Origin of the sequence: Caulobacter sp. FWC2 (genome assembly GCF_002742625.1) — a bacterium.
GTDB lineage: Bacteria > Pseudomonadota > Alphaproteobacteria > Caulobacterales > Caulobacteraceae > Caulobacter.
In genome coordinates, this window is sequence record NZ_PEBF01000001.1 from 3,530,646 (window position 1) to 3,543,824 (window position 13,179).

At 68.4% G+C, this 13,179-nt stretch carries 11 protein-coding genes; 4 read left to right on the plus strand and 7 right to left on the minus strand.

The window, feature by feature from the left end; translation table 11 throughout:
• The first annotated feature begins 88 nt into the window (after positions 1-88).
• From CSW62_RS16940 to CSW62_RS16950, 3 genes are all read left to right on the plus strand, one after another.
• Complete coding sequence (locus tag CSW62_RS16940; protein WP_099579769.1) at positions 89-748, plus strand: SH3 domain-containing protein; 660 nt, start codon at positions 89-91, stop codon at positions 746-748.
• A 216-nt stretch (positions 749-964) separates the two neighbouring features.
• The gene (locus tag CSW62_RS16945) at positions 965-1,465 is read left to right on the plus strand and encodes a pyridoxamine 5'-phosphate oxidase family protein (protein ID WP_099579770.1); all 501 of its coding nucleotides are present in this window, start codon (positions 965-967) and stop codon (positions 1,463-1,465) included.
• A 311-nt stretch (positions 1,466-1,776) separates the two neighbouring features.
• A complete protein-coding gene (locus CSW62_RS16950; RefSeq protein WP_233206707.1) occupies positions 1,777-2,463 on the plus strand; it encodes a Crp/Fnr family transcriptional regulator in 687 nt (228 codons plus the stop codon).
• A 6-nt stretch (positions 2,464-2,469) separates the two neighbouring features.
• Here CSW62_RS16950 and pyk read toward each other — a convergent pair whose 3' ends face one another.
• The 3 genes from pyk to CSW62_RS16965 form a co-directional block, all read right to left on the minus strand.
• Positions 2,470-3,900 carry a pyruvate kinase gene (pyk, locus tag CSW62_RS16955; protein ID WP_099579772.1) on the minus strand — a complete coding sequence of 477 codons (1,431 nt, stop codon included), beginning with the start codon at positions 3,898-3,900 and terminating at the stop codon, positions 2,470-2,472.
• Positions 3,901-3,919: 19 nt separating this feature from the next.
• A complete protein-coding gene (locus tag CSW62_RS16960; RefSeq protein WP_099579773.1) occupies positions 3,920-6,385 on the minus strand; it encodes an exo 1,3/1,4-beta-D-glucan glucohydrolase in 2,466 nt (821 codons plus the stop codon).
• A 409-nt stretch (positions 6,386-6,794) separates the two neighbouring features.
• A complete protein-coding gene (locus CSW62_RS16965) occupies positions 6,795-7,814 on the minus strand; it encodes a LacI family DNA-binding transcriptional regulator (RefSeq protein WP_099582334.1) in 1,020 nt (339 codons plus the stop codon).
• A gap of 104 nt (positions 7,815-7,918) precedes the next feature.
• Between CSW62_RS16965 and CSW62_RS27025 the strand changes: the two genes are divergently transcribed.
• Positions 7,919-8,065 carry a hypothetical protein gene (locus CSW62_RS27025; RefSeq protein WP_233206708.1) on the plus strand — a complete coding sequence of 49 codons (147 nt, stop codon included), beginning with the start codon at positions 7,919-7,921 and terminating at the stop codon, positions 8,063-8,065.
• A gap of 102 nt (positions 8,066-8,167) precedes the next feature.
• Here the strand turns inward: CSW62_RS27025 and glk are convergent, their stop codons facing one another.
• From glk to zwf, 4 genes are read right to left on the minus strand one after another with little or no spacing between them, the layout of a single operon-like run.
• Positions 8,168-9,163: a glucokinase gene (glk, locus tag CSW62_RS16970; protein WP_099579774.1), complete on the minus strand. Its 996-nt coding sequence runs from the start codon at positions 9,161-9,163 to the stop codon at positions 8,168-8,170.
• Between the two features lie 16 nt (positions 9,164-9,179).
• Positions 9,180-10,988 (minus strand): phosphogluconate dehydratase, encoded by a 1,809-nt coding sequence (gene edd, locus CSW62_RS16975; protein ID WP_099579775.1) that lies wholly within the window; start codon positions 10,986-10,988, stop codon positions 9,180-9,182.
• Between the two features lie 5 nt (positions 10,989-10,993).
• Positions 10,994-11,701, minus strand: coding sequence for a 6-phosphogluconolactonase (gene pgl / locus CSW62_RS16980; protein WP_099579776.1), 708 nt, complete (start codon positions 11,699-11,701; stop codon positions 10,994-10,996).
• A 2-nt stretch (positions 11,702-11,703) separates the two neighbouring features.
• Positions 11,704-13,167, minus strand: a complete 1,464-nt coding sequence (gene zwf, locus CSW62_RS16985) for a glucose-6-phosphate dehydrogenase (RefSeq protein WP_099579777.1) — start codon at positions 13,165-13,167, stop codon at positions 11,704-11,706.
• Between the last annotated feature and the right edge of the window lie 12 nt (positions 13,168-13,179).

A 13,179-nucleotide genomic window follows, 5' to 3' on the forward strand; every position in this document is an offset into this window, starting at 1 on the left:
CGCTCCGGATACCGTCGTTCTCGTACTGACGGACCGGGGTCTCGCGGGGAGCGGGTTTCATAGACGGCTTCCGTCCAAGGGAGCCATCATGACCAAGACCATCGCCGCCACCGCCCTCGCGCTGAGCCTGGCCCTAGCCTCTTCCGCCCACGCGCAGCTGCAGCTCAGCTATCCCGCCGACGCGATGATGAGCTGCGACCAGATCAGCGCCGAGATGGTCCGCATGGACCAGTTGATGGGCGTCTCGAATAACGCCATCGCCAGCGCCGAGGCTGGCGCGCGCGGAGCCGAGACGGCCGCCAGCCTGGGCGTCAACGCTGCACTCTACAGCGGGGCCCTGGGCCGCGTTCCCGGCCTCGGCATGTTCGCCAACGCCGCCGCCGCACAGGCCAAGGCCTCCGCCGCCGCCAAGGCCCAGCGTGAAGCCCAGGCCATCCAGGTCGCCCAACAGCGCCGGGCGATCATGGGCGGTCTCTATCAGGGCAAGTGCGGCGCGGCGGCTGTCACGCAAGTCTCGGCCACCCTGACCACCTCCGCGCCGGCCGCGTCCGCCGCGCCGAACCTGCTGGCCACGACCCAGGAAGTCGCCTTGCGCGGCGCCGCCTCGCCCACCGGCGCCATCGTCGGCAAGGTCAAGGCTGGCGGCACGGTCTATCCGACTGGCCAGCGCAACGGCGTCTGGATGGAGGTCGACGACGAGAACGGCGCGCGCGGCTGGATGTCCTCGGCCTTCGCCAAGTCGAAATAGGCTGAAACAGCGGAGGCGTCGGCGGTGCGCCTCCAAAAGACCCTCGAGCGTTCGAGCCTTCGCCTTCAGGGTAGCTGACGGGGGCTCGCACGCGTGGGACCAGATCGCCCGAGCGCCTCCCATCCCCGGGTGAGGCTCGGCGACCTGGGGCGCAGGAACCGCCGCCCGCGCCGACGGTTCTTCCTTGCGATTACCCGATCGCAAGGAAGACCTCCCATGCATGACACCGTTCAAGACCAGGGCGAGGCCGAGCGCCGCCTCTGGAAGGAAATCGACCACGCCCGCTTCGGCATGCTGGGCGTGCCCGCCACCGGCGGCCACTTCCAGCCCATGACGGCTTTCGCCGAACAGGACGACAACGCCCTGTGGTTCTTCACCAACGACGACAACGACTTGATCAAGGCCGTGCGCGATGGCCAGGACAAGGCGATGTTCATCGTCGAGGCCAAGGATCAGGAGTTCCAGGCCTGCATCGGCGGGCGCCTCTCCGAGGATCGCGACCGCGCGCGGATCGATCGCTACTGGACCCCGATGGCCGCCGCCTGGTTCCCGCGCGGCAAGGACGACCCGAGCCTCACCCTTCTGCGCTTCGACCTGATCGACGCCCAGACCTGGGCCTCGAAGGGCGGCGTGCGCTTCGCCTGGGAAATCGCCAAGGCCAATATTACCGGCGACAAGCCGGACGTGGGCCGAGAAACCCACGTCAATCTGTCCTGATCCCTTCCCCCTTAAGCCCCTACCAGCCGCCCTCGCGAGGGCGGCTTTTCTTTGCCCGCTTCAGATCACCTCAAGTTGCGACGCGCCTTGACTGAGCAGTTATGTCGGCAACCCGACGAACCTGCTCTCGATTAAATGATGGCGAAAAACAGACAGTTTAGTGGACTCCTCTGCTTTTGCGGCGCTCCTTACTGGATTGTGTCGGCTAAGCGACGGCGCCCCAGAACGGCCCCACCTATAGCTTGCAACCCTTGCCGTGAGACGGCGTTCGATTCCTTATGACTGGGCCGTTGGCGACCTTGAAGAACCGTTTGCTTTCCGCACTGCCGTCCGAAGACGCGGCCATCCTCGCGCCTCATCTGTCGACGGTCGATCTTGGGAAGGGGCGCCTGCTCTACGATCCGGGCGACCTGATCGATCAGGTCTATTTCCCGAACGACTGCGTCATCTCGCTGATGACCCTGATGGAAAGCGGCGCGGCCATTGAGTCGGCAACGATCGGTCGTGAAGGCGCTCTTGGCCTGATGGTCGCCGTCGCGCCGCGCCAGTCGCTGAGCCGCGCTATCGTCCAGGCTCCGGGCTCGACCCTCCGAATCGCCGCCGGGCCGCTGCATGACGCCTGGCGGCGCAGCGCGGCTCTGCGAGATCTGGTCGACCGTCACAACGAGGCGCTTTTCGGCCATGCCATTCAGTCGGTGGCCTGCAACGCCCTGCACGCCGTCGAGGCGCGCTTCTGCCGCTGGCTGTTAGGCTGCCACGACCGCATCGACAGCAACACGGTCAACCTCACCCAGGAGTTCCTGGCCGACATGCTGGGCGTCCAGCGCACGACCGTCACGGCCGTCGCCGGCTCGCTGCAAAGCAAGGGCCTGATCCGCTATCGCCGCGGCGTGGTCGACATCCTGGACCGCGCCGGCCTCGAGGCCATGGCCTGTGAGTGTTACAGCGCGGTGCGGCGTGGCTACGAGCGCCTGCTGCCCGCTTCCTTCGCCGGTTAGAGCCCTTTAACGCCGGCGAACCGGCGCGGGCGCGTGGGCCAGCCGCAGCAGGTTGGCCGCGCCCGGCGCGCCGAACGGCGTCCCCGCCACGACCAGCAGGCGTTCGCCCGGCGCCACGAGACCCAATTCCAGCGCCTTGCTCGAGGCGTCGGTCGTGACGACCTCCAGGCTGTCGGGCTGGGCGCTGACGCGCGGCTCGATCCCCCAGCACAGCGTCATGCGGCGCACGGCGTTGATGTCGGGCGACAGCGCCAGAACCGGCTGCAGCGGCCGTTCGCGGGCCAGGCGACGCGCGGTCGCGCCCGTGGTGGTGAAGGCCACCAGGCACTTGGTCGAGCCGGACTTGGCCGCGCCTGCGGCGGCGACCACCAGCACGTCGGCGTCGTCATCGTCGTGCTTCTGCTCGGCCTGCATCAGCTCGGGCCAACGCGGGTCGCGTTCAACGCGCTCGATGATGCGGTTCATCATCGAGACCGACTCTTCGGGATAGTCGCCGGCCGCCGACTCCGCCGACAGCATCACCGCGTCCGCGCCTTCGTAGACGGCGTTGGCCACGTCCGAGGCCTCAGCGCGGGTCGGGGTCGGCGAGCTGATCATCGATTCCAGCATCTGGGTGGCGACGATCACCGGAATGCCGCGCTCGCGCGCCGCCCGCAGGATTTCCTTCTGGGCCACCGGCACTTCTTCCGGCGCCATCTCGACGCCCAGGTCGCCGCGAGCCACCATGACGCCGTCGCAGAGGTCCATGATCGGCCCCAGCACCTTCAGGGCCTGGGGCTTCTCGATCTTGGCCAGCACGGCGGCGCGGCCTTCGACGATGCGGCGCAGTTCGGCCATGTCTTCCGGAGCCTGCACGAACGACAAGGCGATCCAGTCGACGCCCAGACGCAGAGCGAAGGCCAGGTCCTCGCGGTCCTTGGCGGTCAGGGGCGACATGGGGATGACGACGTCCGGCACCGCCACGCCCTTGCGTTCCGACAGCTTGCCGCCATTCGAGACGGTGGTGTTGGCATAGCCAGGACCCGCGTCGGTCACGACCATGCGCAGCTTGCCGTCATCCAGCAGCAGGGTGGCGCCCGGCCGCATGGCGGTCAGGATTTCCGGGTGCGGCAAGTGCACGCGGGTCTCGTCGCCCGGGGTCGGGTCGTTGTCGAAGCGGAAGGCCTGGCCGGCCTTCAGCATGACGGGACCGTTTGCGAACTTGCCGACGCGCAGCTTGGGACCCTGCAGGTCGGCCAGGATGCCCAGCGGACGGCCCACGGTCTTCTCTGCCTCGCGGATCGCCGCGTAGACGGCCGCGTGGGTCTCGTGGGCGCCGTGGCTGAAGTTGAGGCGGAAGACATCCGCCCCGGCCTTGGCCAGGGTGACGATCATTTCGGGCGAGCTCGAGGCCGGACCGAGGGTGGCGACGATGCGAGAGCGGCGGGCGCGGATCATGCCGTCGCTCCTTCTTTATTCAGCTTGGCGGACAGAAGGCGTCGCCCTCGTTGGAGACCAGCGTGATTTCCGTGAATGACAGGGTCATGCGCCCGGCGGTGGACAGGACGAAGGGGGACGAAACATGCGTCATCTCCGCGCCCTTGGCCTTGAAGCAGGAAAGTTTGATCTTGGCTGTACGCCATTCGCCGCGTTTCACACCTGACAACGTTGACGTTACGTCTACCGTCGCCCCGCAGGATTCGCCACAGGCCAAACCCAGGGAAACCGGTTTCTCTGGGGACGCCTCCACCCTGTATCGGATCGAGATCGCCATGTCGCCGGTGGTCTGACGCGACAGATCCGCAGGCGGGCCAGCGATGGTAACGGTCCCACTTCCTTCACCGTTCCAAGTCGCCTCGCGTGCATTTTCTTGAGCGCCCGCATCGACCGTTTTCAGCGACACCGCTCCGGCGACGGTCATCGTCCACGGCGCGGGGACGTGGCCGGCGACGAAATAGCGGTCCACATTGACCGCCGTCGACGCGATCCCGGCGTCTTCCGAAAGCTTCACGACCTTGCCCGGCTTGGCGTAGCTCAGCCCATAGCCGTAGGCGAACTGCGGGTCGTAGGCCTTGTCGCCGACATTCAGCGGCTCCTGGTCGGCGCGCTTGGGCCACGAGAATGAGAGCTTGCCGCTGAAGTCGTGGCGCGGCTTGCCCGCCTTGTCGCCGATCAGAACGTCAGCGACGCCGCCGCCTTCCGAACCGGGCAGCCAGGCCGCGACGAAGGCGTCCGAGGCGTTGATCTCGGGATTGGTCCACAGCGGCCGGCCGCTGAGGAACACCGCCACCACGGGAATGCCCGCCGCCTTCAGCGTCTTCAGCAGAGCCAGGTCGGTCTTGTCGCCCGGCTGGTACTCGACATTGGCGATGTCGCCCTGGAACTCGGCATAGGGGTTCTCGCCGAACACCACGATGGCGACGTCGGGCTTGGTCTTGAACGCGCCCGAGGGCGAGAGCTCGGCGCCGCCCCCGCCAGCCGCAAGCGCTTCCGCGATGCCGGCATAGATCGACTGGCCGTTGGGGAAGTCGCTGTTCTTGTTGCCCGTGCCCTGCCAGGTCAGGGTCCAGCCGCCTGCGGCCTTGCCGATGTCGTCGGCGCCGTCGCCGGCCACCAGCACATGGGCCGAGCTCTTCAGCGGCAGGACGCCGTCGTTCTTCAGCAGGACGAGCGACTTGCGGACCGCTTCGCGCGCCACGGCGCGGTGGGCGGGCGAGCCCAGAAGTTCGTACTTGCCCTCCAGCGGCCGCTTGTCCTCGAACAGGCCCGCCTTGACCTTGACCCGCAGGATGCGGCGCACGGCGTCGTCGATCCGCGCCATCGGTATCTGGCCGGCCTTCACCTGGGCGAGCGTGTTGTCGTAGAGGCCCTTCCAACTGTCGGGGGCCATGATCATGTCCATGCCGGCCAGATAGGCCTGGGCGCAGTTGGTGTTGGTGCAGCCCTCGACCTGGCCGTGGGCGTTCCAGTCGCCGACCACGAAGCCCTCGAAGCCCAGCCGCCCCTTCAGCACGTCGGTCAGCAGGCTCTTGTTGCCCGTGTGCTTGACCCCATGCCAGCTGGAGAACGAGACCATCACCGACAGGATGCCGGCGTCGATGGCGGGCGGATAGCCAGCGGCGTGCAGGCGCACGAGATCAGCTTCGGAGATCTGGGCGTCGCCCTGGTCCTTGCCGCCCGCCGTGCCGCCGTCGGCCAGGAAGTGCTTGGCCGAACCGGCCACGTGGCCGGCGGCCAGCGGCTTGCCGGCGACCAGCGCGCCCTGCAGGCCCAGGGTCATCGGACCGGAATAGCTTCTCACCACCTCCGGATCCTCGGCATAGCCTTCATAGGCGCGGCCCCAGCGCTCGTCGCGCGGCACAGCCAGCGTCGGGCCGAAGGTCCAGTCCGCGCCGGTGGCCGCCATCTCCTGAGCCGTGGCCTCGCCGATGCGGCGGATCAGGTCGGGATCGCGCGCCGCGCCCAGGCCGACATTGTGCGGAAACAGCGTGGCGCCGACGACGTTGTTGTGGCCGTGCACGGCGTCGACGCCGAAGATGATCGGGATTTCCTGGTGGCCGCCGCGGCTGGTCAGCGCTGCGGCGCGGAAGGCGCGGATCCACTCGACCCAGCGCTGGGGCGTGGCGCGGTCGTTGCCGTCCGGCGCGCTGTTGCCGCCGACCAGCACCGAGCCCAGACGGTACTTGGCCAGCTCCTCCGGCGTGATCGAGGCGCCATCGGCCTGGATGGTCTGAGCGACCTTTTCCTCGACGGTCATCTGGCTCATCAGCTTGGTGATGAAGGCCTCGGTCTTGGCGTCGGTGATCGTCGCGGGGCTGTGGGCCTTGGGCCAGGCTCTGGGATGGGCGGTCGCGGCCGAGGTTTGCGCGGGGGCCGTACCCGTCAGGCCGCCGGCCAGGATCAAGGCCAAGGCGGACGCGCGGACGAGGCTGGATGCGGACATGGTTCTTCCCAGGATGCCCGCCCCCGGGCGGATCGAATGAGGTGAGGGAGAAAAGCGCTCGACGCGGCGCTTGCGGGAAACCGCGCCGAGCGAAAGGCAGCGGTTAGGACCGCCTGGAGGGGAGTGATCGTGCGTCAAGCAGGACGCGACGGACGCTGTCGGGCGAAGTCATTGGCGTTTCCTCCGACGCCGCCTTCGTGGGCGACCGTCTTGATCGAAACGATCTCGCGCTAACGGGACAGCGCTGTCAAGCTCAATATGATTGCGGTAACACCGGGCGCGCGTCATCAAGTGGTCCTAGAGCCTGTCCGTTTCTGATGGAATCATCAGAAACGGATAAACAGGCTCTATCTCAAACACCTAGAGCGTGGCGGGCGCCGAAACCGCTCACACTTTCGGCTGCCACGCTCTAGTGAGCGGCCTGTCCGGTGGACTCTCGGACCACCAGCTCGAAGTCCAGCACCTTCGAGGGCGGCGGCGCGCCCTCCTCCTGCTCGACGCCCTGCATCAGCATGTCGGCGGCGGCGCCGGCCATGGCGAAGATCGGCTGGCGCACGGTGGTCAGCTGCGGCCAGGTGATCTTGGCGCCGGGCGTGTCGTCGAAGCCGGCGACCGACAGCTGGGCCGGCAGGTCCAGTCGCATGCGGTTGGCCACGGCCATGACGCCCAGGGCCATGTCGTCGTTGGAGGCGAAGATCGCGGTCGGACGGTCCGCGACGCCCAACAGCTTCTCGGCCGCGTCGAAGCCCGAGCGGAACGAGAAGAAGCCCTGCTCCACCCGGTCCTCGCGGACCACCAACCCGCTGTCGCGCATGGCGTCCAGGAAGCCCTGATGGCGCTGGCGCGAGGCGCCGTGGTCGGGGTGGCCGATGATGAAGCCGATGTCGCGGTGGCCCAGTCCGATCAGGTGCTTGGTCATCTCATAGGCGGCCAGGCGATCGTCCATGCTGACCCACGGGGCGCGGTCCAGATCGCCGCCCGGCGCGATGCGGACATAGGCGACGCCCGCCTGCTCCAGCGCGGCCAACACGAGCGGATGGTCGCTGAGCGGCGGCGTCAGGATCACCCCGTCCATGCGCAGGGTGGCCAGCATCGGCTCGACCTGCTCCTGGATGTCGCCCGTCGAATCGATCGGCTCGACGATCAGGTGGAAACCCTCCTGGCGGCAGCGCGCAATGGCGCCCAGCTGGACGTCGGTGACGTAGCCTGGGCTGGGGTTGTCGAAGAAGACGCCGATCAGATAGGCCTTGGACCCCGCCAGGCTGCGGGCCGAGATGTTGGGGCGATAGTTCAGCGCGGCCACGGCGGCCTGCACCCGGTCGCGGGTGTCGGCCTTGACGTTGGGCTCACGGTTGAGGACCCGCGAAACGGTCTTGATCGAGACCCCGCTCTCGCGGGCCACGTCGTGGATCGTGACTTTGGCGCTCAATTCCATCCCCCGCCGCACCGATTCTTTCCGGCGTTGCGGATACTAAGCCATGACAAGGTTGTCATGGCGAGCCCCTCATAGAGCAGACCTCTGGATCGCCCGCGATGGGTGGAGAGAGGACACGCTCCCTCTCCCATAGGGAGAGGGCTGGGGTGAGGGGTTACAGCGCTCGACGGAGTGCCGGCACGCCGTCAAACCTCGTAACCCCTCACCCTCCCACCGCTTCGCGGCGGGCCCCTCCCTCTCCCTAAAGGAGAGGGGCTCAAGATCGCCTATGGGTCGAAAGCAGCCCTTAGCTCGATCGCCGAGTCGAGACGCCAGCGAGGCAGACGCACCGTCGCCGCGGCGTTCGCCTACGAAACCGCCGCCCTGCCCTCCGGCGTCAGCGCCACCGCCGCGCCGATCAGGGCGGTGTGGGGATGCAGGATGACGTGGGTCGGGATCGCCAGGGTGAAGTGCGACAGGCGGCCCTTGGCGTCGAAGCGCTCGCGGAACGGGCTCTTTTCCAGGATGTCGATGATCCGGGGCGCGATGCCGCCGGCGATGAACACGCCGCCGCGGGCGCCCAGGGTCAGGGCGATGTCGCCGGCCGTCGAGCCCAGCACCGCGCAGAAGCGGTTCACCGTGGCCAGGCTGTCGGCGCAGCCCTCGACCGCGCGTTCGGTGATCTGCTTGGCGGCCAGGGGCTCCACCTTGCGGCCCTCGGCCTCGGCCAGCGCGACGTGCAGGTCTTCCATGCCGGGCCCCGACAGGATGCGCTCGACCGATACCCGGCCGCCGTCCAACTGCTTGGTCAAGGCGCGCAGCACCTCGATTTCGACCGCGTCGACCGGGGCGAAGGCCACGTGGCCGCCCTCGGTGGCCAGCGGGATCTCCTGGCCGTGACGCCGCACGAGGCCGGCGACGCCGAAGCCAGTGCCCGGACCGAGGATCGCCAGGTCCCCCTCGCCCGAGGTCGGCAGGTGGCCGACCTGTCGCAGGTCCTTGGGGCTCAGGCGCGGGGCGGCCAGGGCCTGGGCGGTGAAGTCGTTGATCAGCTTGGCGTTCCGGAAGCCGCCGGCGCGACGCAGGCTGTCTTCCGAGATCCGCCAGTCCAGGTTGGTCATGTGGACCGAGCCGTGCTCGATCGGACCGGCCACAGCCACCACCGCCTGGTCCGGATGCCGGACGCCGACCTTCTGCAGGTAGGCTTCGATGGCGTCCTCGGCCGAGCGGTAGTCCTGGCCCTTATAGGTCGTGGGCTCGATCAGGCGCGGGTCCTGACCGTCGAATTCGACCAGGGCGAAGCGGGCGTTGGTGCCCCCGATGTCGCCGACGAGGCCGAGCCCCACGCTGTGATTGCCGTCCATGACGATGCGCTTTTCCCTAGGCGAAGACGGAGGCCCCGGCGTCGGCCGCGCCGACCCCGCTGCGCATCCATCCGAACAGTTCCCTACCAAAGCCCGGCTTGGACGCCGGGACGTTCGCTGGCGTGCGAGCGCGCAGAACCGCCTCGTCCACCAGGATCTTCAATTCGCCAGTCTCGGCGTTGACGCTGATCACGTCGCCGTCCTGGACATAGGCCAGGGGTCCGCCCTTGGCGGCTTCCGGCGTCACGTGGATGGCGGCGGGCGTCTTGCCCGAGGCGCCGGACATGCGGCCATCGGTGACCAGGGCGACCTTGTAGCCGCGATCCAGCAGCACCGAGATCGACGGCGACAGGTTGTGCAGCTCGGGCATGCCATTGGCCGACGGCCCTTGGAACCGGACGACGACGACGACATCGCGGTCCAGCTCGCCGCGCTTGAAGGCGGCGATGAAGTCTTCCTGTTCCTGGAACACGGCCGCCGGAGCTTCGATCACGTGGTGCTCGGGCTTCACCGCCGAGATCTTCATGACGCCCCGTCCCAGGTTGCCGGCCATCAGGCGCAGGCCGCCCTCGGGGCTGAACGGGTCCGAGATCGGGCGGACGATGGCGGTGTCCAGGCTCTCATGCGCACCCTCGCGCCACTTCAGGACGCCGTCCTCGAGGTGCGGCTCCTGGGCGTAGAGCGACAGGCCGGGGCCGGCGATGGTCTGGACGTCCTCGTGGACGAGACCGGCCTTCAGCAGCTCGCGGATGATGAAGGCCATGCCGCCGGCGGCCTGGAAGTGGTTCACGTCGGCCGCGCCGTTCGGATAGACGCGGGCCAGCAAGGGCGTGGCCTTGGAAATGTCGTCCAGGTCTTCCAGCGTCAGCTGGACGCCGGCCGCGTGGGCCATGGCGATGATGTGCAAGGCGAGGTTGGTTGAGCCGCCGGTGGCCATCAGGCCGACCACGCCGTTGACGATCGACTTCTCGTCGATCATCCGGCCGACCGGGATGAATTCGTTGCCCTTGTTGGTCACGGCGGCGGCGCGGCGCGCGGCTTCCTTGACCAGGGCCTCGCGCAGCGGCGTGTTGGGGTGGACGAAGGCCGAGCCCGGCAGATGGAAGCCCATCAGCTCCATCAGCATCTGGTTGGTGTTGGCCGTGCCGTAGAAGGTGCAGGTGCCCGGACCGTGATAGCTGGCCTGCTCGGCTTCCAGCAGTTCGGCGCGGCCGACCTTGCCCTCGGCGTAGAGGGCGCGGATGCGGGCCTTCTCGCTGTTGGGCAGGCCCGAGGTCATGGGCCCTGCGGGCACGAACAGGGCCGGCAGGTGGCTGAAGGTCAGGGCGCCGATCACCAGGCCCGGCACGATCTTGTCGCAGACGCCCAGATACAGCGCGGAGTCGAACGCGTCGTGGGTCAGGGCCACGGCCGTGGCCATGGCGATGACTTCGCGCGAGAACAGCGACAGCTCCATGCCCGGACGGCCCTGGGTGACGCCGTCGCACATGGCCGGCACGCCGCCGGCGAACTGGGCCGTCGCGCCGACTTCACGGGCCGCGACCTTGATCAGGGCCGGGTATTCTTCCAGCGGCTGGTGGGCCGACAGCATGTCGTTATAGGCCGAGACGATGCCGATGTTCGGCGCGTTCGGGTCCAGCGCCCGCACCTTGTCGACGCCCGGCGAGGCGGCGAAGGCGTGGGCCCAGTTGGCGCAGGACAGCTTGGCTCGGCCCGGTTGGCTGTCGATCGCGTGCTGCATGTTGGCCAGATAGGCCGCGCGGCTGTCCTGGCTGCGCGCCACGATACGGGCGGTGACTTCGGCGATGACCGGGTTCAGGCTCATGGCGACTACTCCGCCCACAGGATGCGGACCTTGGCGCGGTCCTGGTTCAGAATGGCGGCGATCGGCAGGGTCGGGTCGACCTCGCCGTCCAGCAGGGCGCGCTTGGCCTGGCCGGTGATCAGCAGCACGATCAGCGCCGAATTGGTCAACGCCTGGAAGGTCAGGCTGATCCGGGGAATGTCCGGGGCGGGATCGCCCGGCGGCACGGCCAGCACCAGCCGGTCAGACGCGGGGTCGAGGCCGCGCGCCAGCACCGGCGAGCCGGGGAACAGCGAGGCGAAGTGGCCGTCGGGACCCACGCCCAGCAGAACGACGCCGAAAGGCGCGGCGGACGCGACGCCGGCCTGGGCCTTCAGCGCCGCCTCTTCATGGCTGACGCCTTCGAAATAGAGCGGCGAGAAGCCGGCCTTGGCCGCGTGGCCCCTCAGCAGATGACGGCGCACCAGGCCTTCGTTGCTGCTCGGATCGGACGCCGGAACCCAGCGCTCGTCGGTCAGGGTGACCATGACCTTGTCCCAGGGGGCGGTCAGGGTCGACAGGCGGTCATAGACCGGGGCCGGCGTCGAGCCGCCCGTCGCGGCGAAGCCGGCCACGCCATGCGTCGCCACCGCCGTGGTCAGCGCCTGGGCGATGGTCGAGGCGGCGGCGTCGTACAGCGCCTCGCGGGTCGGGAAGGCTTCGATTTCGGGCCTAGGAAACGAGGATTGAGCCATGGCTACGCCTTCCAGGCCCGGCCGCCGGGCGAGATCAGGCCCTGGGCCGACTGCGGTCCCCAGGTGCCGGCCGCGTAGGGCGCGGGCTCGATGCCGGCCTCGGCCCAGGCGGCCGAGACGGCGTCGATGAACTTCCAGGCCTGCTCGACCTCGTCACGCCGCACGAACAGGGTGCGGTCGCCGCGGAACGCGTCGACGAACAGCTTCTCGTAGGCGATGCGGCGGCGGCCGCCGCTCTGGCCGAACGACAGCGACAAAGGCAGCGATTGCAGGCGCATGCCCTCTTCCGACAGGCCCGGACGCTTGTTCATGATCGTCAGCGAGATGTCTTCGTCCGGCTGCAGGTCGATGACCAGACGGTTGGCGCACAGTTCGCCGTCGGTCGCCTGGCCGAAGATGTTGTGCGGCAGCGGCTTGAACTGCACGACGATCTGGGTGCGGCGGTCGGGCAGGTTCTTGCCGGTGCGCAGGAAGAACGGCACGCCGTCCCACCGCCAGTTGTCGATCGCCACCTTCATGGCCACGAAGGTCTCGGTCTTGGTGGGCTTGCCGACTTCCTCGACATAGCCAGGACGGGCGCCGCCCTCGACCACGCCGGCCACGTACTGGCCGCGCACGGTGTCGTGGGCCACGCTCTCCTTGGTGAAGGGGCGCAGGGAGCGGAGCACCTTGACCTTCTCGTCACGGACGGCGTCCGGATCGAAGCCCGACGGCGCCTCCATGGCGACCAGGCACAGCAGCTGCAGCATGTGGTTCTGCACCATGTCCCGCAGCGCGCCGTACTCGTCGTAATAGTGCCAGCGGTCGCCGACCTTCTCGGTCTCGGCGATGGTGATCTGCACGTGGTCGATCGTGTTGCGGTCCCACAGGGGCTCGAACAGCACGTTGGCGAAGCGCAGGGCGGTCAGGTTCTGGACCGTCTCCTTGCCCAGATAGTGGTCGATGCGGAAGACCTGGCTCTCGTCGACCACGGCGGCGACGGCGGCGTTGGTGACCTTGGAGCTCTCCAGGTCGCGGCCTAGCGGCTTTTCCAGGATCAGGCGGGCGTTGGGGCCGGTGAGACCGGCGGCTTGCAGCGCCTGGCAGGCCGGACCGTAGAGGCTGGGCGACAGCGAGAAGAAGATGACCAGCGAACCGTGCTCGCCGATGCGGTCGGCCAGCTTCTTGGCGTCGGCTTCGCTGGTGATGTCGGCGGGCACGTAGTCGAGACGCTCGGCCAGGCGCTTCCACACGCCCTCCTCGACCGTCGCGCGCTTGCCCAGCTGTTCGCGCACAAGCGCCTTGTAGCTGGCCGCGTCATGGTCCGCGCGGGCCACGCCGACGATGCGCAGATCATGCGGCAGCAGACGATCAAGCTCTAGGAAGTACAGCGAAGGCAACAGCATCCGCAGGGCCAGATCCCCCGCGCCGCCCAGCAGCACCAGCACTTCGCGCCCATTCTCGGCGTCTTGGTTCTTCTTAGCCAAAGTCGTCCACCC

Coding starts and splice junctions, on each gene's coding strand:
- glk (WP_099579774.1), bottom strand. CDS start 9,163: ATGGACGGCAATCACAGCGTGGGGCTCGGCCTCGTCGGCGACATCGGG.
- CSW62_RS16945 (WP_099579770.1), top strand. CDS start 965: ATGCATGACACCGTTCAAGACCAGGGCGAGGCCGAGCGCCGCCTCTGG.
- pyk (WP_099579772.1), bottom strand. CDS start 3,900: ATGATCCGCGCCCGCCGCTCTCGCATCGTCGCCACCCTCGGTCCGGCC.
- CSW62_RS27025 (WP_233206708.1), top strand. CDS start 7,919: ATGGGTGGAGAGAGGACACGCTCCCTCTCCCATAGGGAGAGGGCTGGG.
- CSW62_RS16940 (WP_099579769.1), top strand. CDS start 89: ATGACCAAGACCATCGCCGCCACCGCCCTCGCGCTGAGCCTGGCCCTA.
- CSW62_RS16960 (WP_099579773.1), bottom strand. CDS start 6,385: ATGTCCGCATCCAGCCTCGTCCGCGCGTCCGCCTTGGCCTTGATCCTG.
- edd (WP_099579775.1), bottom strand. CDS start 10,988: ATGAGCCTGAACCCGGTCATCGCCGAAGTCACCGCCCGTATCGTGGCG.
- pgl (WP_099579776.1), bottom strand. CDS start 11,701: ATGGCTCAATCCTCGTTTCCTAGGCCCGAAATCGAAGCCTTCCCGACC.